Here is a 19,601-nt window from a genome sequence, read left to right as displayed (position 1 = left end):
TTGTTTGCAGGCCTAGGTGGCCGCGGGCTTACGGGCGGGTGAGTGCCTCGTCGCGGGCTGCGGCATCACTGCCGGAAAGGCGGGCGTCCGCGCTGGAATCCGCGCCGGACTCCGTGGCGTCCACGGCGGACTTGGCTTCGGCGAACCTTTCGTTCAGGCGGGAGTGACGCTGGCCGTAGGCGAAGTAGATCACGACGCCGATGACCAGCCAGCCGGCGAAGAAGATCCACGTCTCCACCGCGAGGTTCGTCATCAGGTACAGGCACAGGACGGCCGAAACCACCGGGAGGACCTTGCCGAACGGGACGCGGAAGGACGGCTTCAGGTCCGGGCGCTTCTTGCGCAGCACCAGGATGCCCAGGCTCACCACCACAAACGCGGACAGCGTGCCGATGTTGATCATTTCCTCCAGCAGGTCAACGTTTGTCAGGCCGGCCACAAGTGCTACCGCGGCGCCGCAGATGATCTGGAGGCGGACCGGCGTCGAACGTTTTTCGCTGGTCTTGGACAGCGCGCGAGGCAGCAGCCCGTCGCGGCTCATGGCCAGCACCACGCGGGACAGTCCCATCAGCAGCACCATGATGACGGTGGTGAGGCCGATCAGGGAGCCGAAGGCGATGACCTTGGCCGCGGTGGTGTTGCCGACGGCCTCGAACGCGGTGGTGAGGGTGGGCGTTTCGGCTGCCGCGAGGTCCGTGTAGGACACCATGCCGGTGAGCGCGAGGGACACCAGGATGTAGAGCAGGGTCACCACGGCCAGGCCGCCGAAGATGCCGCGCGGCAGGGTCTTCTGCGGGTTTTTGACTTCCTCCGCGGACGTGGCCACGACGTCAAAGCCGATGAAGGCGAAGAACACCAGGGCCGCGCCGGCGAAGATACCGAGGGTGCCGTACTGGGCAGGCGCGGCGCCGGTGAGGAAGCCGAAGAATGACTGCTTCATAACGTCCGCGGCGCCACCGGCGGTGGGTTCCGCGGCGGGCACGAACGGCGTGTAGTTCTCGAACTTCACGTACGTGAAGCCCACGACGATAACAAACAGCACCACGGCGATCTTGATCAGCGTGAAGACGTTGCCCACACGGGCGGAGAGCTTGGTGCCCAGCACCAGGAGCACGGTGAAGACGGCAACGATCAGGAAGGCGCCCCAGTAGAGGTCCACGCCGCCGAGGGACAGTGCCGGCGGCACGTCGGCCCCCATCAGCGCGAATACCTTGCTGAGGTAGATGCCCCAGTACTTGGCGATCACTGCCGCGGCGGTGAACAGTTCCAGGATCAGGTTCCAGCCGATGATCCACGCAAGCAGCTCGCCCATGGTGGCGTACGTAAAGACGTAGGCCGACCCGGCGACCGGAATGGCGGTGGCGAACTCGGCGTAGCACATGATGGCCAGGGCACACGTAACGGCGGCAATGGCAAAGGACAACGTCACGGCGGGGCCGGAGAAGTTGGCCGCAGCCTTGGCTCCCACCGAGAAGATGCCGGCGCCGACAGCGACGGCGACACCCATGATCATCAGGTCCCAGCTGCTGAGCGACCGCTTGAGCTTGCGTCCGGGTTCATCGGCGTCGGCGATGGACTGCTCGATGGATTTGGTCCGGAGAAGGTTCATAAGGAGATCCACAATCCTGATTTGTGTTGGAAACAGACCCATCAACGATACTCGTCCACCCAATGGACGTTCACACCTGTCCCGCATGGTGAGACTTTCCGCCCGCCCCGGTTAAGCGCGAACGGACACTTGGGGCCCTCGCCGGGAGGGCCTCAAGTGTCCGTTCGCGCAGGTGGTTCGGGTGCCTAGCCGGGCCAGTCCATCAGCTTTGACCGGATCAGGAACCGCTTGCCTTCCGGCGACTCAACCGAGAACCCGCTCCCCCGGCCCTGGACCACGTCCACGGTCAGATGGGTGTGGCTCCAGTAGTTGAACTGCTCCCTGGACATCCAGAACTCGAGGGGCTGCGGCTCCAGGCCGTCGGCGATGTCGAACAGCCCCAGGAGGACGTCCGCTTCCGCGGTGATGAACTCCCCGGCCGGATAACACATAGGCGAGGACCCGTCGCAGCAGCCGCCGGACTGGTGGAACATCAGGGGCCCGTGCTGCCCCCACAACTTCCTGAGCAGTCCCAGGGCCTCGGCGGTGAGAGCCACGCGGGAGATGTCCTCCCCGGGCAGCGTCACCGCCGCGTCAAGCCTCGCCTCCATCATCAGTACTTGATAACAACGCGGCCGTCGATCTTGGCGTGTTTCATCTCGTCAAGAACGGCGTTGACCTCGGAGAGTTCCCGGGTGGAGACCGTGGGGTGGATCTTGCCCTCGGCGTAGAACTCGAGGGCTTCCTCCAGGTCCTGCCGGGTCCCCACGATCGAGCCGCGGACGGTCAGGCCCTTGAGCACAATCTCGAAGATCGGTGCTGGGAAGTCGCCCGGCGGCAGGCCGTTGAACACAATCGTCCCGCCCCGGCGGGCCATGCCGATCGCCTGGCCAAAAGCAGACGGGTGTACTGCGGTGACCAGGACTCCATGGCAACCTCCGGTTTCACGTTGGATGACTTCGACGGGATCTTCGTGCAGCGCGTTGATGGTGAGCTCGGCGCCGTGCTTCTTGGCCAGGGCGAGTTTGTCGTCCGCGATGTCCACGGCAGCAACCCGCAGTCCCATGGCAACCGCGTACTGGACGGCAATGTGCCCCAGTCCGCCGATACCGGAGATGGTGACCCACTGTCCGGGCCTGGCTTCGGTCATCTTCAGGCCTTTGTAGACCGTGACGCCGGCGCAAAGCACCGGTGCGACTTCAACGGGGTCCGAGCCCGCCGGGATGCGTGCGGCAAAGCGCGTGTCCACGAGCATGTACTCCCCGAAGGAGCCGTCCACACTGTAGCCGGCGTTCTTCTGTACCTCGCAGAGTGTCTCCCAGCCGGTGCGGCAGTACTGGCAGTCGCCGCAGGCGGACCAGAGCCAGGCGTTGCCGACGAGGTCGCCGACGGCGAGGTCGGTGACACCTTCGCCCAGGGCAACCACTTCGCCTACACCTTCGTGGCCGGGGATGAACGGCGGTGTCGGCTTGACCGGCCAGTCGCCCTCAGCCGCGTGGAGGTCTGTGTGGCAGACGCCGGTGGTGATGACCTTGACCAGCGCCTCACCCCGGCCCGGGGTGGGAATGGGGAGGGTCTGGATCTGAAGATCCTTGCCGAACTCGGTTACTACTGCTGCTTGCATTGTCGTCGTCATTGGCGAAATCCTTGCGTAGATAAAGCGATGGTGCGGTGGAGGTGGTGCTGCCTTCCTGAAGGGTGGCCAGGACGGTGCAGGCGGGGACGGACCAGTGCTGATCCGTCCCCGCCCGGGCTAAGGGCGGCTTAGAAGAAGCCGAGCTTGTTCTCGTTGTAGCTGACCAGGAGGTTCTTGGTCTGCTGGTAGTGGTCCAGCATCATGGAGTGGTTTTCACGTCCGATGCCGGAGGACTTGTACCCGCCGAACGCAGCGCCGGCCGGGTAGGCGTGGTAGTTGTTGACCCAGACGCGGCCGGCCTGGATCTCGCGGCCGGCACGGTAGGCGACGTTGCCGTTGCGGGACCAGACGCCGGCGCCGAGGCCGTACAGGGTGTCGTTGGCGATGCCCATCGCGTCGTTGTAGTCGCTGAAGCGGGTCACGGAAACAACAGGGCCGAAGATCTCCTCCTGGAAGATCCGCATCTTGTTGTGGCCTTCGAAGATGGTCGGCTGGACGTAGTAGCCGCCGGCCAGGTCGCCGGGCATGTCGGCCCGGGCACCGCCGGTGAGCACCTTGGCGCCTTCCTGCTTGCCGATGTCGATGTAGGAGAGGATCTTTTCCAGCTGGTCATTGGAGGCCTGGGCACCAAGCTGGGTTTCGGTGTCCAGCGGGTTGCCCTGGATGATTTTCTCAACGCGGGCCACGGCGTCGGCCATGAAGGAATCGTAGATGTCTTCCTGGACCAGGGCGCGGGACGGGCAGGTGCAGACTTCGCCCTGGTTGAAGGCGAAGAGCGTAAAGCCCTCCTGGGCCTTGTCATAGAACGCGTCGTTGGTGTCCGCGACGTCGTTGAAGAAGATGTTCGGGCTCTTGCCGCCGAGCTCCAGGGTGACCGGAATCAGGTTCTGGCTGGCGTACTGGCTGATCAGGCGTCCCGTGGAGGTTTCGCCGGTGAAGGCGATCTTGCGGATCCGCGGGCTGGAGGCGAGCGGCTTGCCGGCCTCGACGCCGAAGCCGTTGACCACGTTGAGGACACCGGCCGGCAGGAGGTCGCCGATAAGCTCCATCAACACAAGGATGGACGACGGCGTCTGCTCGGCCGGCTTGAGGACCACGGCGTTGCCGGCGGCGAGGGCCGGGGCGAGCTTCCAGACGGCCATCAGGATGGGGAAGTTCCACGGGATGATCTGGCCCACGACGCCGAGCGGCTCGTGGTAGTGGTAGGCGGTGGTGTCGTCGTCGAGCTGGGACAGCCGGCCTTCCTGGGCGCGGACGGCCGAGGCGAAGTAGCGGAAGTGGTCGGCGGCGAGCGGAATGTCCGCGTTCAGGGTTTCGCGGATGGGCTTGCCGTTGTCCCAGGATTCGGCGACGGCCAGCATTTCAAGGTTTTCGTCGATGCGGTCGGCGATCTTGTTCAGGATGGCGGCGCGCTCGGCGACGGAGGTCTTGCCCCAGGACGGTGCGATCTTGTGGGCGGCGTCCAGGGCCAGCTCGATGTCTTCCGCGGTGCCGCGGGCAACTTCGCAGAAGACCTTGCCGGTGACGGGTGTGATGTTCTCGAAGTACTGGCCCTTGACGGGGGCAACCCACTCGCCGCCGATCCAGTTCTCGTAACGGTCCTTGAACGTGACCTTCGAACCCTCGGTACCGGGCTGTGCGTAGACAGTCATTGCTAGCTCCTTTGCTGTGCATGAAAGGTGGCGCCTGATGATGGCGGCCGCCGTTGGTTTCAGCGTAGGAGGGTGAAGGTTGCAGTCAGGTTGCGCCAGTGTGAGCCAGCTCACGGCCCCGGCGGTTAGGCGCTGAGTTCGGCTTCCAGCCGCTCAAGGTCCGCGACGACGGCGGCCCGCTTGGGCGAGCGCGCCGGCAGCAGCTTCAGGGCGACGGTCCGGACGTCGACGTCGTCCCTCGCCTCCGGCAGGGCCGCGTACTTGAGCAGCGTCTCGGCACTGCCGTCCGTCAGGACCGCTTCGCGCATGAGCGAGGAGACCCTGTCGCGGAGGTCGATGATGCCCGGCGCTTCGGAGCGCGGCAGCACCGCGCCGCGGTAGATTTCCAGCGCAATGCGGTGGGCGCCGCGCTGCAGGCAGTTCAGCACCTGCCCGCTGTCCGGGACCAGGTCCATGGTGAGTTTGTACGGCCGGGATTCGGGCACGGCGGCCGGATTGAGCTGCTGCAGGATCTTGCGCAGCCGGACCATTTCCGCGCGGAGCGTCATGGTGGGGCCGTCGCCCGGGTAGAGCAGGACACTGAGCTCCTCGGCGCTCAGCCCGTCCGGGTGGGTGCTGAGCAGGGCGAGGATTTCACTGTGCCGGGCGGACAGCGACACCGTTTTGCCTTCGATGCTGAGCAACGCCTGGTCACGGCCCAGAAGCTGCAGGCTGTTGCGGTACAGGCTGCCTTCCTTCGCGCCGCCGGCTCCCCCGGTCCGCGCCGAATCCGACCTGGCCGCCGAACTGGCGTTCCGCCGTCGGGCCGGCCGGCTGGCAAGGGTGGCCGCCAGCTGAAGCCGCTCAACACGGAGCTGCGCCTGGGCGGCAGCGACGGTCGCTTCAACGAGCGACAAAGTGTGGGGCGCCACGGCACTGGCTTTACCCGTGATGTCAACAACGCCCAGCAGCGCACCGGAATCCGGATCGTGGAACGGTACGGCCGTGCAGCTCCACGCGTGCACGGACCGCTGGTAGTGCTCCGCCCCGGAAATCTGGATGCCGCGACCCAGGGCCAGGGCAGTGCCGGGAGCGCTGGTGCCTACTGTGGCCTCTGACCAGTCGGCGCCCGGCACGAACATCATGCCTTCGGCACGGCGCTGCAGGGCCGGATCGCCTTCCACCCAGAGCAGCCGGCCCACTTCATCACCCACGGCAACGAGCAGGCCGCTGTCGTGGCTCGGCTGGACCAGGAGTTTGTGGATCACGGGCATGATGCTGGCAAGGGGGTGCTGCCGCCGGTATTCCTCGAGCTCGTCGGTGTCCAGGGCAAGGGGCGCTTCGGGGTTGTCAGGGTTGGCTTTCAACCGGGCGGACCGCTGCCAGGATTCCCGGATCAGCCGCCGCAGGCCGGGGATTTCCGGTGCGTTCGGAAACGCCTGGGCGTCGAGCTGCTCATGGGCGGCCAGGGCATGACGCTGGGCCAGCGCAGTTGCTTCGCCGCCGGACGTCGGCGGCAGGATCAGGTTCCTCATCGAACTCCCATCGGTCCTGCAAGTCTACTGGCCGCCGGCGCGAACCCTCCAGCGCCAGCCCCTGTTGCGCGAACGGACACTTGAGGCCCCTCTGGCTGGGGCCTCAAGTGTCCGTTCGCGCTGTTTTGGTGGGTGACGCTGGTCAGGCGCGGGAGATGTTGATCATTTCCTCACGCGGGACTACTTTGATGCGTTCACGCACGACGGCGGCGGGCCCGTCGGTGCCTGTCCCGCCTTCTGTCCACGCGGCGCCGAGGGCTGCTTCGTGCGCGTCCAGCTTGATCCAGCCCTCCCAGGTGGTGAACTCGATGCCGCGCTCCTGCAGGAGGTCGATGATGGCCTGCGGGTCCGGGTTCTGGGCGGGTGGCAGGGTGAGCCGGTCCTCCAGTAGGAAGCCGATGGTCTCCAGGGCGTCGCCCTTGGTGTGCCCGATCAGGCCGACCGGCCCGCGCTTGATCCAGCCGGTGGCGTAGATTCCGGGGACGGGGTTGCCGTCGGCGTCCAGCACGCGGCCGCCCTCGTTGGGGATCACTCCGCGTTTGGCGTTGTACTCCAGCTCGTCCAGTGGCGAACCGTGGTAGCCGATGGCGCGGTACACGGCCTGGACGGGGTAGTCCACAAACTCGCCCGTGCCTTTGACGTTGCCGGTGCCATCCAGCTCCATGCGCTCAAACTTGATGCCGGCCACCCGGCCGGACCCGCCGTCGTCGGGGTCCTGGTAGATCTTCACCGGGCTGTGCAGGAAGTGCAGGTGCAGGCGGCGGGAGGACGGCTCTTCCGCTTCGGCGTGCTCCTCCACGAGCCAGTTGGTCAGCGTGTTCACCATGGTTTTGATCTGGTTGTTGCTGCGGATGGCGTCATCGGAGGCTTCGTCGAACTCGAAGTCCTCCGGGTAAAGGACAATGTCCACGTCCTTCATGTGGCTCAGCTCCCGCAGTTCCAGCGGCGTGAACTTGACCTGCGCCGGGCCTCGGCGGCCGAAGACGTGGACGTCCGTGACCGGCGAGTTCTTCAGGCCCTGGTAGACATTGTCCGGGATTTCGGTGGTGAGGAGTTCATCGGGGTGCTTGACCAGCATCCGGGCCACGTCCAGCGCCACGTTGCCGTTGCCGATCACGGCGATTTCCTTGGCATCCAGCGGCCAGTCGCGGGGCACGTCCGGGTGGCCGTCGTACCAGGACACAAAGTCGGCGCCGCCGAACGAACCGCCGAGATCAACGCCAGGGATGGCCAGGTCCGCGTCCTTGATGGCGCCCGTGGAGAAGATCACGGCGTCGTAGAAGGCGCGGAAGTCATGGAGGGTGAGATCGCGGCCGTACGTGACGTTGCCCAGGAAGCGGATGTCGCCGCGGTCCAGGACCTTGTGCAGCGCGTTCACGATCCCCTTGATGCGCGGGTGGTCAGGGGCCACGCCGTAGCGGATCAGGCCGTACGGGGCGGGGTAGGCCTCAAAAAGGTCGATACTGACCTCAAAATCGCCGTCCTTGACGCCGTTGGACTTGGTCAGGATATCCGCCGCGTAAACACCTGCCGGTCCCGCACCCACAATGGCAACGCGGAGTGGACGTTTGGAGGTCGTTTCGGCTGGGTTGGACACCGGGAGCCCTTCTGGAACGAGGAGATTGCGACGGACGCGCACAGTGCAGTTGCGCACAATGTCCCATTCTAAATGTGCCCACCGCGGGACGCGGCATCGTGTGATGCCAGACGTTCAGCTGCCCGTCACCCTTCCTTTACCCCCGCCACCCCGGCTGGCAACCATCCGGCTTGAGCCTTATCACGACCGCATGGGCGGCGTCCAGTCACAGGATCCCTGGGGAGCCATCATTTCCAATGAACGCATTTCCTTCACCTCTCTTGTTAGTCAGGCCCTTCCTGCGGCGACCCGCTGGAAGGAGCGCGAACTCGCCGTCTTCAGCGCTGGCGTTCAGCACGGCCATGTTTCCGCGCTGCCATCCCTTAACGTGCGGCAACGGTTGACCAATCCCGTTGAACAGCCAACCGAAGTCCTGGCACAGGCAGTCCGCCTGCCGGCCATCCACCAACTGGTGCGCCGGATGGATCACTTCAACCAGCCACTGGTCGTCTGGCGCCTGATCTCGGGCAACCACAGGGAACTCGGCCGGGGTGTTGGCCTCTTCCCGAGCTATGCGGTGGCGGCCGCGAATGCGACGGCCGCTCAGAAGGCCGCCCAGGACCTAACCATTACCTTCGTCCAGAACCAGCAGGCCCGGGACTACGGGTGGTACGTCAGCCTGCGCGGACGCCCCGTGTTGATGGCCAGCGCCTGGTACCCCACCATCCGGGACCGGGACCGCAGCGCCCTGGCGGCACTGGACCTGCTTGGCGGCGCACGCCTGCTGGAAACAGTGATCCGCCACGGACACCGGCATCTTCCGGTTGAGTTCCCGCCCGAGCTCTTGCGTGCAGGAGCTCCCGGCGTGGAACGGCTGCCCGAAGCCCCCTTGCCGGCTTTCACCAAACGTTCACCTGATCGCAGGTTCTTCTTAGCCAAGCAATTCGAAATGCCGGGCAGCGCCGCCGCAGACTCTTAGCGGCCGGCACTGTCCTGACTACTCCGGCAGCCGCAGACCGCAGCGGCAGTGCCCGCACTGCGCCGTGGCTCACCTGCACCAGCTAATCCACTCGGTACCTAAGATGGGGAATCTTGACATGAAATTGAAGTCCTTCCAGGCTGTCGGCGCTATCTGCGTCACCGCCTTGGCACTCGGCCTGATCAGCTCAGCCAGCGCGTCTGCGGAGCCCACGACGCCGGACCGCCCGCTGGCGGCCGTTGGTTCCGACACCATCCAGGATGTCTGGAACGCCCTGACCAACGCGGGCCCCATCAGGACAGTGGCCTCCTACGACGCCTTCGGCACGCCGGCGACGATCGTGACCAAGACCGGCGTCACCGCGTTTACCCGACCCAACGGTTCCGGTGCCGGCGTCAAGGCCCTGAGCGCCAGCCTGAACCCGCTGAACCATGTCTACAAGGACTCGGCCAACAACTCGTTCACGCTGAAGCGGAACGACGTCGACATCGCCCGGTCCTCCTCCTCCCCCAGCGTGGCAGGCACCGACCTGACGTTCCTGCCGTTCGCACGCGACGCGATGACCGTGGCAGTCAAGGACTCCACCAACACGCCGCTGAACCTGACCACCCAGCAAATCGCCAACATCTTCAGCTGTACGGCCGGCGACGGCGTCACCATTGACGGCACCACCGGCAAGCCCGTCATCGGAACCATGACCTTCACTCCCAAGCTGCCCCAGGCCGCTTCGGGCACCCGCGCCTTCTTCGTGAAGGCCATTGGTGTCACCCCGAACACCACTTGCATCCCCGATGTCGAGCAGAACTATCCCGAGAACAACGGTGCGGCTCTCATCAACGACGGCGATATCATCGCGTTCTCCGCCGCACAGTGGATCGCGCAGAAGAACGGCGCCATGGCCAACACCACCGCTGCCGGTCAGGTGCTGGCGAACATCGATGGACTCAAGGCCATTGACCCGGCCACCGCGGCTCCGGCTCTGGCCCCCGGCGACCTCTACGGTAACGCTGCCGTGGCGCCCGCCAGCGGCAAGGGCATCTTCGCACGCGACACCTACAACGTGGTGTCCAGCTCCACCCAGACCAGCAAGCTCATTTACAGCCTGGTTCTGAGCAACGCCGTGACCACCAACCTGAAGACGATTGGCAGCAAGGTCATCATCAACAAGTTCGGTTTCAAAACGCTCTCCTACGTGGGCGACTGGACGATGGGCAAAAAGTCGGGTTACACCAACTAACAATTCCTTCGGCCGGGTCCTGAATTCCGTTCATAAAGAATTTACTTTCAGTACCGGCCTGCTTTACTTTGCCACGCCCGCAGAATTCGACTGATGACCCAGACTGATCGGTAATTCTTCGCAGCGATTTTCGCTGGTTGGCCGGTGGATTTAATTTCCCGGCGCCGGGCAACACCGCAGCAGTAGACACGTTTACCTGAGAAAGAAGAAATGATTATGGCCAACGCCACGACAATGAAATCCCGCTGGGGCCTGAACGCCACGGCCGCCGTTGCCGGCACCGCCCTCCTGCTGGGCGGTGGAATCGCTGTTGCCAACGCGGCCCTCCCGGCCGGCTCGGCAGGAACCGTCACGGCCAACCCGACGAGCGGCAACTGGAGCGCCCTGAGCCTGTCCGTGCTGAAGCTGCACAGCGACATGGTCTGCCCCACCACCGGCAACATCCTCGAGGGCGCGCTGATCTTTATGTCCGAGCCCGGGCAGGAAATCCAGCCGGCGCTGAGCAGCACCGTGGAAGCGCAGACGGTCTACCCCCTGACGCAGGATCCCCAGTACGCGATGTCCCTGAATGCCAACGGCACAATTGCTGACGACAACACGCTGGAATCCGGTTTTGTGAACAGCAGCAAGGCCCCCATTGCTGACATGTCAGCCGTGGTACAGGCCAACCACACCTACAGCATTGGTTACGTCTGCACCGTCTCGAACGAGAGCGTCACCACCGCCAAGATCAACCCGGTCGCGGGCAAGTCCGTAGCGTCGTGGGCCACGCTCACCACCGACGCGTCGAAGAACTGGACCATCAGCCAGCCGGTGGTGGCCACCCCGACGGCGACCGAAACGGCGACTCCGTCGCCGAGCACGACGCCGACCGAGACCGAAACGCCTGATCCGTCACCGAGCGCTACCGAGACAGCCTCACCGTCGCCGTCGGCCACCGAATCCACCCCGGCACCTCTGGCGACCACCGGCGGGCCCCGCGCGGGCGGCGGCGCAGCCAGCGGTTCGGATATTGTGCTGCTGACGGGCGGGGCCGCACTGGTGGAAGGTACCAAGCACGGGGTAGTCGCCCCCGCCGGCACCTTCGTCGCAGGCGAAACGGTCACCGGCGAGATCCACTCCGAGCCGGTTGTCCTGGCCGAAACGGCTGTCGCCAACGCCGACGGTTCGGTCGGCTACGTCTTCACCGTTCCGGCCGGCCTGCCTGCCGGAACGCACACCCTGATCCTCAAGGGTGCAGCCGGCGCAACGTTCGAGGTCACCGGCCTGACCGTGACCGCCGGATCCAACGCTCCGTTCCTCGCGGACACCAACTGGTTCGGCGCTGCCGCCGCCAACCCGGCCAGCACTGCGGGACTGGCTGCCATGGTCATCGGCGGACTGACGCTCATGGGCGTAGGCGGCGGGATCTACATTTCCCGGCGCCGCAAGGCCACCCGGGCCTGATTCACCAGGAATTGCCCGGATCCCGCTGGGGTCCGGGCAATTTCGCTTTCAACGCCAATTCCTTTTGTTCACCTTCCGGAAATCCCTCCTTAGTCAGGCCACAGCGGGTCCGGGATGGTTTAGGGAAATAATAGTCCAGCAGCTTCCGCTGCCACCCGGCTGGACCTTCCACTGACAGGTCTGAACAATCGGCCTACAGGTTTGATGACCGACCCGGAATATTGAAAAGAAAGAATTCATGCCGCTTCCATGGAACACCCGACAGGCCGTCGCCAGGCCCCGTCAGCAACACGGCGTGCGGTGGGCTTCCCCTCTGGCCGCTGCGGTCGCTGTGGGCGCCCTCCTGCTGGTCTCGCTTCCGCCCAGCTCGGCAGATCCGACCGTTCCGGGCTCCGACTGGGGGCCGCGCGGCTCCATGGTCAGCGACACCTCGGCGACCGTCACGTGGGACAACACTGACAACGCCGCGGAGAGCACGGTTCCCCGCGGAAACGAGCAGCAGCTGCCGCACACTGCCGGGAAGACGTACGACGACGTCGATCAGCGGCTGCGCGACTCCGCGACCCGTGCCTTCGGCCCGGGCAACGGGCTGGGCGGTCTGTCCATGAGCGTTTCCCAAACCAGGAACCTACAGAACCAATCAGTGACCATCAGCTTCACCGGCGCGGATCCCGCCGCCGGCAGCAATGGTGCCAGCACGTCCTATCTGCAGGTTTTCCAGTGCTGGGGCAAACCGGGCACGGACAACAAGCCTGACCCGGCGGCCACCGAACCGGACCCCTCCACCTGCCAGTTCGGTGCGACCGGACTGGACGGCGATATCTCCAGCACGGCCCACCAGCGTTCACTGCTCAACGATCCCCTGGTCCGCGGCGGGGACTGGGAAGCCCAGGATCCCTCCTCCCCCACCATGAACCTTCCTGCCCCCTTCCTGGCTATCACCGGTGAACAAACGCGGATCACGGACGGCTTCAACCTCAGCGAATACCGCAACCCCTTCTTCAGCCGGACCAGCACCAACGAGTTCTCCCGCTTTATGTCCTCCGAACAGGGCGCAGGCTCGCGCACCTTCGAGGTTCAGAGCGGCGCCGAGGCCTCCGGAATGGGCTGCGGCTACCGCCCGGACGCACCCAGCGTGGCCAAATGCTGGCTCGTAGCCGTACCGCGGACAGCCGCGATGGACGCCATTCTGCCAGCCGGACCACTGGCCCCCAGCCTATGGGCGATGCGCCTGCAGGTCCCGCTCCACTTCCAGGACGTGGCCGCAGTTTGCCCCACCGATCAGGCGGCAACCCTCAGCGTGGGCTCCGAAGCCCTCAGCGCAGCAATGAAATCCTGGATCCCCGCCGTGTGCGACACCAAGAAGTTCACGCTGGGCTTCTCACCGCTGGCGGACCTGCAGGCCCGCACCCAGCTGCAGCAGCCCGACACCCTCGCCTTTATCACCCGCCCCGCCGCCGGTGACATCAACGCCCTCTACGTGCCGACAGCGCTCGCCGGAGTGGTCATCGCCATGACGATTGACAATGCCTGCACCGCAGCGTTCACGCAGTACACGCTGGCCGACTGCGGCTACCAGGACAAGGCAGAGTGGGAGGCCGACAAGGCACGCAGCGCCGGTCTGGTGCGCGACCTGAAACTCAATGCCAGGCTGCTGGCCAAGCTGCTCACGCAAAGCTACGTACAGCACACTGCCCCGGCTTCCGCCATTGAGGCCCCCTTCACGAAGCCCGGCACCACTGCCTATGGCCAGCCGATGACGTATTCCATCCAGAATGATCCGGAGTTCAGGGCCCTGAACCCGAAGGGCCTGGGTTCCTCCGGCAACCTCAGTCCCCCTGTGGTGGAAGGCCTGCGCTCGGATGCCGCGTCCGCTGTCTGGGACTGGCTGCTCAACGACAAGGATTCCAGGGCCTTCCTGAACGGTTGCCCGGATCCTTCCGGCATGACCATCAACCCGTTCTACTCGACGCGGACCTACAGCGAATGCCAGGAAAAGGCCACCGAACTGGACCAGCAGGCCGCGCGGAAGGTCGCCGAGACCAAAACTCCTGACGGCTTCACCTACGCCCGTCAGACCTACCCCTCCGAAGGGGCCGCGTACCCGCAGGCCTACTGGGCACAGAAGCAGGCCGTTATGGCCGGCGATGGTTCCATCGCCGAGCCGGCCCTTACCGTAGGCGACCAGTATTCCCGCGTCCAGGACATGGCCGCGGCGGCCCAGAACACCGTGCGCGCCCAGCCGGCGTCCACCACCTCCTGGTGCGCCGACTGCAGCCCGCCCGCGTACAAATCCGTCGCGCGTCAGGGCTACGGCAGCCGCAGCGTCCTGTCCATTACGGACGCGGCCTCGGCAGCGAAGTTCCAACTGCCCACCGCGCAGTTGTGCAACGTCAGCGGCTCGCAGTGCATTGGCGCCACCACCAGCAGCCTGCAGGCAGCAGCCGGCCAGTTCGAACCCACCGGTACCCCCGGCGCCATGCGACCTGCCAGCGTCCCGGACTACACCACCGCGTATCCGCTGACCCTGCCGATCTACGGCGTGGTGAACCTTGCCTCCGTCAGCCAGTCCCAGGCCGCAACGTTCGCCCAGCTTTTCTCGTACATCAGCACCGAAGGCCAGAAGACCGGCTTCCGGAGCGGGATGCTGCCACCTGGCTACGCGCCACTCACACCGGCGCTGCTGCAGCTGGCCGCCGCCGGCATCCAGACCCTGCAGGGAATCCAGGGGCCGCAGCAAGCCGCGGCCGCCACCACCGACCTGATGCCGATGGAGTCCGTGTCCGGCGAAAACGTGGTGCCCGCAGTCCTGGCACCGGCCGTACCGGCCGCTGCCGCAGCAGAAGTCGTCCCGGCGGCAGCACCTGCGGCTGCCCCCGCGGCCGCCGCTGCGGTGCCCAGCCGGACCGCGGCCACCAGCAGCGCCTGGCCCCAGTACACGCTGGTGATCGGACTCGTGGCGGCAGTAGCAAGCGCTGCCGCCGCGCCGCTGCTGGCACGGGGACGGCGTCGATGAGCACGGTACTGCCCCGTTCCCGCGCCGATGAAGCGCAGGATACTCCCCGCACATTGCACCAGCAGTTGGAACAGCAGGACTACCTGTTCCGGACCGTCACCCGGATCGGCGGCGGAATCGTCCTGGCCATCATGGTCCTGGTGGGCCTCTTCCTGGCCGGCAACGGCGTCGGCGCCATCAGCGAGGTGGGGCTGGGAAAATTCCTGACCACCCAGAACTGGGCGCCGGAAACCAACGACTTCGGCATCGCCGCTGTTCTGTGGGGCACGGTGCAGATCGCCACGGTCGCCTTGGCCGTCGCCATGCCGCTGGCCCTGGGGACAGCGCTGTTCATCACCGAAGTCGCCACCGGCTGGATGCAGAAGGCACTCACCAGCCTGATTGACCTCCTGGCCGCCGTGCCGTCGGTGGTCTTCGGCCTATGGGGCGCCTACATGCTGCAGCCCAACGTGGTGGACTTCAGCAAGTGGCTGTCCACGTGGTTCGGCTGGATACCGTTCCTGCAGGTGGACGGCGTTGATCCGGGCAGTCCGCTGCGGGACACCGTGCCGTTCACGGCCTCCGCCTTCATCGCTGGACTGGTGGTGGCCATGATGATCGTCCCGATCCAGACCTCCATCATGACGGAGTCCTTTCGGCGCGCACCAACGGGTGAGCGTGAGGGCGCCTACGCCCTGGGAGCCACGCGGCTGGGCATGATCCGGACCGTGGTGCTGCCCTTCGGCCGCGGCGGCATCATCGGCGGCACCATGCTCGGGCTGGGACGGGCGCTCGGCGAAACCATCGCCATCTACCTGATCATCAGCCCGGTCTATGCGATCAATTTCCATGTCCTGGAAAAGGGCGCCAACTCGATCGCCGCCATGATTGCCCTGAAGTACTCCGAATCCAACGAATCTGCGATGAGCGCGCTGATGGCCGCAGGACTGACGCTGTTCGTGATCACCATGCTGGTCAACATCACGGCCTCAGCCATCATGGCGAGGTCCCGGTCCGGCGCAGAAAGCGAGGGCTGACCATGACTACCACCGACGACGGACCCGCCACCTTCGAAGTGACCGATCTGCCTGCCGATCCCGGGCCACGCCGCCCCGCCACTGAGCTGCCGCAGCTGTCCAACACCCCGGGCGCCCCGGACGAAGTCCGGGTACGGCTTGGCGTTGGGCGCAACCACGTCCTGTCTCTGGCCGGCGCGGCCGCCGGCGGGCTGGCCATGGGACTCCTGCTGACCGTGGCCCTGGGACTGATCCCCCTGGGCTGGCTGTTCATCGTTTCCTACCTATGGTTCCTGCTGCTGTATACCGCCCTGATACACCTGCGGCAGCCGGCTCCGGCAGTCCGCAACGGACTGGTGACGGTCCTGCTCAGCTCGGCGGGCGCCGCCGTCGCCGGCACCCTTGGCCTGGTGGTCATGTTCACGTTCGCCCGCGGCCAGGAAGCGCTGTTCCACCTCAACTTCTTCACCACTGACATGACCGGCGCCGGGCCCCTGTCCGGCCTGGACCAGGGCGGCGTGCTGCATGCCCTGGTGGGAACGCTGGAACAGATCGGCATCGCCCTGGCCATCACCATTCCGCTGGGAATGACGACGGCGGTATTCCTCAACGAGGTGGGCGGGCGCCTGGCCCGCATCGTGCGCACAGTCGTGGAAGCAATGACGGCGTTGCCGTCCGTTGTGGCGGGCCTGTTCATCTACGCGGCGGTGGTTATGGCCATCACGCATCAGACCAATGGTTTTGCCGCTTCGCTGGCCATCACCGTCCTGATGCTGCCGATCATGATCCGCTCGGCCGACGTCGTCCTCCGGCTGGTGCCCGGAAACCTGCGCGAGGCAGGCCTGGCCCTGGGCGCCGGCCAATGGCGCGTGGTGTGGCACATTGTGCTGCCCACAGTCCGCTCCGGCCTGACCACCGGCGTCATCCTGGCCACCGCCCACGGCATCGGGGAGACCGCGCCGGTCCTGCTGACGTCCGGCTTTACCGGTGTGATGAATGCCAATCCGTTCTCCGGCCCACAGACACCGCTTCCCCTGGCTGCCCTGGACTACGTCCGCTCCCCGGTGCCGGAGATGGTGGCTCGCGGCTTCGCCACCGCGGCGTTCCTGCTGTTCGTGGTCCTGGTGTTGTTCATCATCGCCCGCATCATCGGCGGCCAGGACGCCGGCAAGCAGACACAGGCCCAGGCACGGCGCGCGGCCGCCAGGTCCCGGCGCGACCTGCCCCGCATTGAACGCAACCACGCCCAGCTGCTGGCGAGCCTGGGCGCAGCACCTACCGACAACATGCAGGAGAAACCATGATCCGCCCCCTTTCCAAGCGACGGACCGTTCCGGCGGTCCTGGGAATCCTGCTGTCACTCGGTATGGTGCTGGCTGGCCTGGCGCCTGCCCAGGCGGCCAACTACCTGCGCATTGGCGGCTCCGGATCCTCCTGGGCGGGCAACGCGCTGCAGGACTGGATTGCACGGGTCGGCGCCCAGGGCGTGACCGTGGACTACGAGAACAAGGGTTCCTCCACGGGGCGCAAGGAATTCGCCGACCAGATGAAGCAGTTCGCCGTCTCGGAAATCCCCTACACCGGGGACACCGCCGACCCGCGCGACAACAGCATGCCCGGCTTCGCCTACGGCATGCTGCCCGTGGTTGCCGGCGGTACCGCTTTTATGTACAACCTGAAGGCCGGCAGCTCACGGATGACCAGCCTCAAACTCTCGCAGCCGGCCATCGCCAAGGTCTTCACGGGCCAGGTCACCCGCTGGAACGATCCGATCATCACCGCCGACAACCCCGGCGTTGCCCTGCCTGACGCCACCATCAACGTGGTGGTCCGCTCTGACGGCTCCGGCGCCACAGCCCAGTTCACGCTCTGGCTGTTGCGCCAGTATCCTGCCGACTACGCCAAGCTGTGCGCCGTCACCGGCTGCGATCCGCAGCACGCCACGTCCTTTTACCCCACCCAGGGGCTCAAGAACTTCGTGGCACAAAACGGGTCCCAGGGCGTCACCACGTACTCGGCGAACAACCAGTTCACCATCAACTACGACGAGTACTCCTACGCCCAGGGCATCGGCTTTCCGGTGGCACAGGTCAAGAACGCTGCCGGCTTTTACACGCTGCCCACTGAGCACGCAGTGGCCGTGGCCCTGACCCAGGCGAGCATCAACCAGGACAAGGGATCAGCGAACTACCTTTCCCAGGACCTCTCCAAGGTGTACGGCTACAAGGACCCCCGCACGTATCCCATGTCGGCGTACTCGTACATGATCGTCCCGACCCAGGCCACCAATGCCCTGAACCCGGCGCAGGGAGCCACCCTGGGCTTCTTTGCGAACTACGCCTTGTGCGAGGGCCAGCGTCCCATGGGCCAACTCGGATACTCGCCGCTGCCCATGAACCTGGTCCTGGCCGGGATGGAGCAGATCCGCAAGATTCCGGGCGTGGACCAGGACACCATCCGCAAGATGGATCAGACCCGCGACAGTGTGTCCGGCGGTTCGGCGCCCGCCTGCAACAACCCCACGTTCAAGCCGGGCGACTCACCCTCGGCGAACCAACTCGTGCGGAGCGCACCGTTCGACAAGGCCTGCGACGCTGCCTGCCAGGTGCCCTGGCGCGGTGCCGACGCGGCCGTCAACCAGGGCCCGGCAGGGGCCACGGCGGCAGCAGGAGCCGAAGTTCCGGCCGGCACCGCCGAAGTGACGGACCTGGCCGACGCCGGAGCGGCTGCCGTCGATCCGGCCAGCGAAGCGGCAGCATGTGACCCCGACAGCGGCACGTGCACAGCCGTAGCCGCCGGGGCCGCCAGCGGCGTCGCCGGGCAACTGACTCCCGTCACCACCACGCTGGCCTCCAGCCGCGGCTGGGGACAACCGCAGAACCTCCTGCTGATCATCGGCGGCCTCGTGGGCCTTCTGGTCCTCGTCCCGCCACTGACCGCCGGCGCCCTGGCCAGGCGTGCGCGGAGTAAGCGCGGCACCAAAGCATGACCGCGACACTCACCGGCCGGCGCCAGACCGGCCCCCGTTTCCTGCACCGCGGCGCGCTCGCGTGGCTCCGCCGTACGGCACGGAACAGGCGCCGGGCCACCCCCGTCAGGCTCCCGCCGTCGCACACTAACAAGGCGATTTCGCTGGGTCTGGCGATGGTCTCGGTGATCCTCTTCGGCCAGATCATCAACATTGTGATCATCTCGCAGGTGCAGCACTCCACCACGCAGACCCGGCTGTTTGAAGAGCTCCGGACCGGCCTGGCGGAAGGCTCCGCACCGCTCGGCCAGACGGACCACACGGGCGCATTGGTGGCCCCGGGGACACCGCTGGCCCTGCTTTCGATTCCCGCACTGGGCATCCAGGAAACGGTGGTGGAGGGAACCACATCCCGGGAACTGATGGACGGCGTCGGCCACCGGCGGGACACTCCCCTGCCGGGGCAGAGCGGCACAAGCGTCCTGATGGGCAGGGCCGCCGCCTACGGTGGCCCCTTGGGCCAGCTGACCCGCCTCGCACCGGGCGAGCGGTTCACCGTGACCACCGGGCTGGGAGTGGCCGAGTTCGAAGTAATGGGCCATCGCCGCGCCGGTGACCCCGGCCCGTCCATCCCCACCGGTGACGAAGGGCGCCTGACCCTGACCACCGCAGCCGGGGCCGCCTTCCTTCCCGACGGCGTCCTGCGGGTCGACGCCAAGCTGCTGTCCAAGGCTTTCCCGAAGACCGCGCCGGTCCTCTATCCGGCATCCCTGGAAGCCGCCGAGCTGCCCCTGGGATCTGACACCTCGGACCTGGTGGGACTCCTGGTATGCCTGGAACTGCTGATCCTGGCCGCCATGGCCGCCGTCTGGTCGTGGTACCGCTGGGGTCAACGGGAGACCTGGCTGGTCTTCCTCCCGATGCTCGGCGCGCTGTCAGTCCTGACCGGTACGCAGGTCAGCCTCCTGCTGCCCAACCTGCTTTAGTGAAAATC

14 protein-coding genes are annotated in these 19,601 nt (G+C 66.0%); 8 read left to right on the top strand and 6 right to left on the bottom strand.

Annotated features, from left to right (window positions below; all coding sequences use genetic code 11):
• Window positions 1-28 precede the first annotated feature (28 nt).
• From AU252_RS16215 to AU252_RS16190, 6 genes are all read right to left on the bottom strand, one after another.
• Window positions 29-1,609: an APC family permease gene (locus tag AU252_RS16215; RefSeq protein WP_058931616.1), complete on the bottom strand. Its 1,581-nt coding sequence runs from the start codon at window positions 1,607-1,609 to the stop codon at window positions 29-31.
• A 185-nt stretch (window positions 1,610-1,794) separates the two neighbouring features.
• On the bottom strand, window positions 1,795-2,202 hold the full coding sequence (locus tag AU252_RS16210) for a DUF779 domain-containing protein (RefSeq protein ID WP_058931615.1): 408 nt from the start codon (window positions 2,200-2,202) through the stop codon (window positions 1,795-1,797).
• Window positions 2,202-3,224: an alcohol dehydrogenase AdhP gene (gene adhP / locus AU252_RS16205; protein WP_205630586.1), complete on the bottom strand. Its 1,023-nt coding sequence runs from the start codon at window positions 3,222-3,224 to the stop codon at window positions 2,202-2,204. The genes AU252_RS16210 and adhP overlap by 1 nt, the downstream gene beginning before the upstream one ends.
• 128 nt (window positions 3,225-3,352) lie before the next feature.
• Window positions 3,353-4,876, bottom strand: a complete 1,524-nt coding sequence (gene exaC / locus AU252_RS16200) for an acetaldehyde dehydrogenase ExaC (protein WP_058931614.1) — start codon at window positions 4,874-4,876, stop codon at window positions 3,353-3,355.
• 125 nt (window positions 4,877-5,001) lie between these two features.
• Complete coding sequence (locus AU252_RS16195; RefSeq protein ID WP_058931613.1) at window positions 5,002-6,390, bottom strand: helix-turn-helix domain-containing protein; 1,389 nt, start codon at window positions 6,388-6,390, stop codon at window positions 5,002-5,004.
• A gap of 142 nt (window positions 6,391-6,532) precedes the next feature.
• Window positions 6,533-7,987: an FAD-dependent oxidoreductase gene (locus tag AU252_RS16190; RefSeq protein ID WP_058931612.1), complete on the bottom strand. Its 1,455-nt coding sequence runs from the start codon at window positions 7,985-7,987 to the stop codon at window positions 6,533-6,535.
• A 103-nt stretch (window positions 7,988-8,090) separates the two neighbouring features.
• Between AU252_RS16190 and AU252_RS16185 the strand changes: the two genes are divergently transcribed.
• The 8 genes from AU252_RS16185 (at window position 8,091) to AU252_RS16150 (ending at window position 19,593) form a co-directional block, all read left to right on the top strand.
• Window positions 8,091-8,945 (top strand): hypothetical protein, encoded by an 855-nt coding sequence (locus AU252_RS16185; RefSeq protein WP_157769006.1) that lies wholly within the window; start codon window positions 8,091-8,093, stop codon window positions 8,943-8,945.
• A 118-nt stretch (window positions 8,946-9,063) separates the two neighbouring features.
• The gene (locus tag AU252_RS16180; protein WP_058931610.1) at window positions 9,064-10,182 is read left to right on the top strand and encodes a hypothetical protein; all 1,119 of its coding nucleotides are present in this window, start codon (window positions 9,064-9,066) and stop codon (window positions 10,180-10,182) included.
• A gap of 216 nt (window positions 10,183-10,398) precedes the next feature.
• On the top strand, window positions 10,399-11,628 hold the full coding sequence (locus tag AU252_RS16175) for a hypothetical protein (RefSeq protein WP_157769005.1): 1,230 nt from the start codon (window positions 10,399-10,401) through the stop codon (window positions 11,626-11,628).
• 295 nt (window positions 11,629-11,923) lie between these two features.
• Window positions 11,924-14,644 carry a hypothetical protein gene (locus tag AU252_RS16170; RefSeq protein ID WP_167349841.1) on the top strand — a complete coding sequence of 907 codons (2,721 nt, stop codon included), beginning with the start codon at window positions 11,924-11,926 and terminating at the stop codon, window positions 14,642-14,644.
• Window positions 14,641-15,660 carry a phosphate ABC transporter permease subunit PstC gene (pstC, locus tag AU252_RS16165; protein ID WP_083510447.1) on the top strand — a complete coding sequence of 340 codons (1,020 nt, stop codon included), beginning with the start codon at window positions 14,641-14,643 and terminating at the stop codon, window positions 15,658-15,660. Before AU252_RS16170 ends, pstC begins: the two co-directional genes overlap by 4 nt.
• Before the next feature lie 2 nt (window positions 15,661-15,662).
• Window positions 15,663-16,943 carry a PstA family ABC transporter permease gene (locus AU252_RS16160; RefSeq protein WP_083510446.1) on the top strand — a complete coding sequence of 427 codons (1,281 nt, stop codon included), beginning with the start codon at window positions 15,663-15,665 and terminating at the stop codon, window positions 16,941-16,943.
• A complete protein-coding gene (locus AU252_RS16155; protein ID WP_058931606.1) occupies window positions 16,940-18,628 on the top strand; it encodes a substrate-binding domain-containing protein in 1,689 nt (562 codons plus the stop codon). The genes AU252_RS16160 and AU252_RS16155 overlap by 4 nt, the downstream gene beginning before the upstream one ends.
• The gene (locus AU252_RS16150; RefSeq protein WP_058931605.1) at window positions 18,625-19,593 is read left to right on the top strand and encodes a sortase; all 969 of its coding nucleotides are present in this window, start codon (window positions 18,625-18,627) and stop codon (window positions 19,591-19,593) included. The genes AU252_RS16155 and AU252_RS16150 overlap by 4 nt, the downstream gene beginning before the upstream one ends.
• Window positions 19,594-19,601: the final 8 nt, after the last annotated feature.

This window comes from Pseudarthrobacter sulfonivorans (assembly GCF_001484605.1).
GTDB classification, from domain to species: Bacteria; Actinomycetota; Actinomycetes; order Actinomycetales; family Micrococcaceae; genus Arthrobacter; species Arthrobacter sulfonivorans_A.
The sequence above is the reverse complement of the archived record's forward strand: the minus strand, read 5'-3'. Positions and strand labels throughout refer to the sequence as shown.

Bases quoted from the DNA above. Each gene is read 5' to 3' on its own strand.
- AU252_RS16155 (WP_058931606.1), top strand. From the start codon at position 16,940: ATGATCCGCCCCCTTTCCAAGCGACGGACCGTTCCGGCGGTCCTGGGA.
- pstC (WP_083510447.1), top strand. From the start codon at position 14,641: ATGAGCACGGTACTGCCCCGTTCCCGCGCCGATGAAGCGCAGGATACT.
- AU252_RS16160 (WP_083510446.1), top strand. From the start codon at position 15,663: ATGACTACCACCGACGACGGACCCGCCACCTTCGAAGTGACCGATCTG.
- AU252_RS16185 (WP_157769006.1), top strand. From the start codon at position 8,091: ATGCCAGACGTTCAGCTGCCCGTCACCCTTCCTTTACCCCCGCCACCC.
- AU252_RS16210 (WP_058931615.1), bottom strand. From the start codon at position 2,202: ATGATGGAGGCGAGGCTTGACGCGGCGGTGACGCTGCCCGGGGAGGAC.
- AU252_RS16180 (WP_058931610.1), top strand. From the start codon at position 9,064: ATGAAATTGAAGTCCTTCCAGGCTGTCGGCGCTATCTGCGTCACCGCC.
- AU252_RS16150 (WP_058931605.1), top strand. From the start codon at position 18,625: ATGACCGCGACACTCACCGGCCGGCGCCAGACCGGCCCCCGTTTCCTG.
- AU252_RS16215 (WP_058931616.1), bottom strand. From the start codon at position 1,609: ATGAACCTTCTCCGGACCAAATCCATCGAGCAGTCCATCGCCGACGCC.
- exaC (WP_058931614.1), bottom strand. From the start codon at position 4,876: ATGACTGTCTACGCACAGCCCGGTACCGAGGGTTCGAAGGTCACGTTC.
- adhP (WP_205630586.1), bottom strand. From the start codon at position 3,224: ATGACGACGACAATGCAAGCAGCAGTAGTAACCGAGTTCGGCAAGGAT.
- AU252_RS16195 (WP_058931613.1), bottom strand. From the start codon at position 6,390: ATGAGGAACCTGATCCTGCCGCCGACGTCCGGCGGCGAAGCAACTGCG.
- AU252_RS16175 (WP_157769005.1), top strand. From the start codon at position 10,399: ATGGCCAACGCCACGACAATGAAATCCCGCTGGGGCCTGAACGCCACG.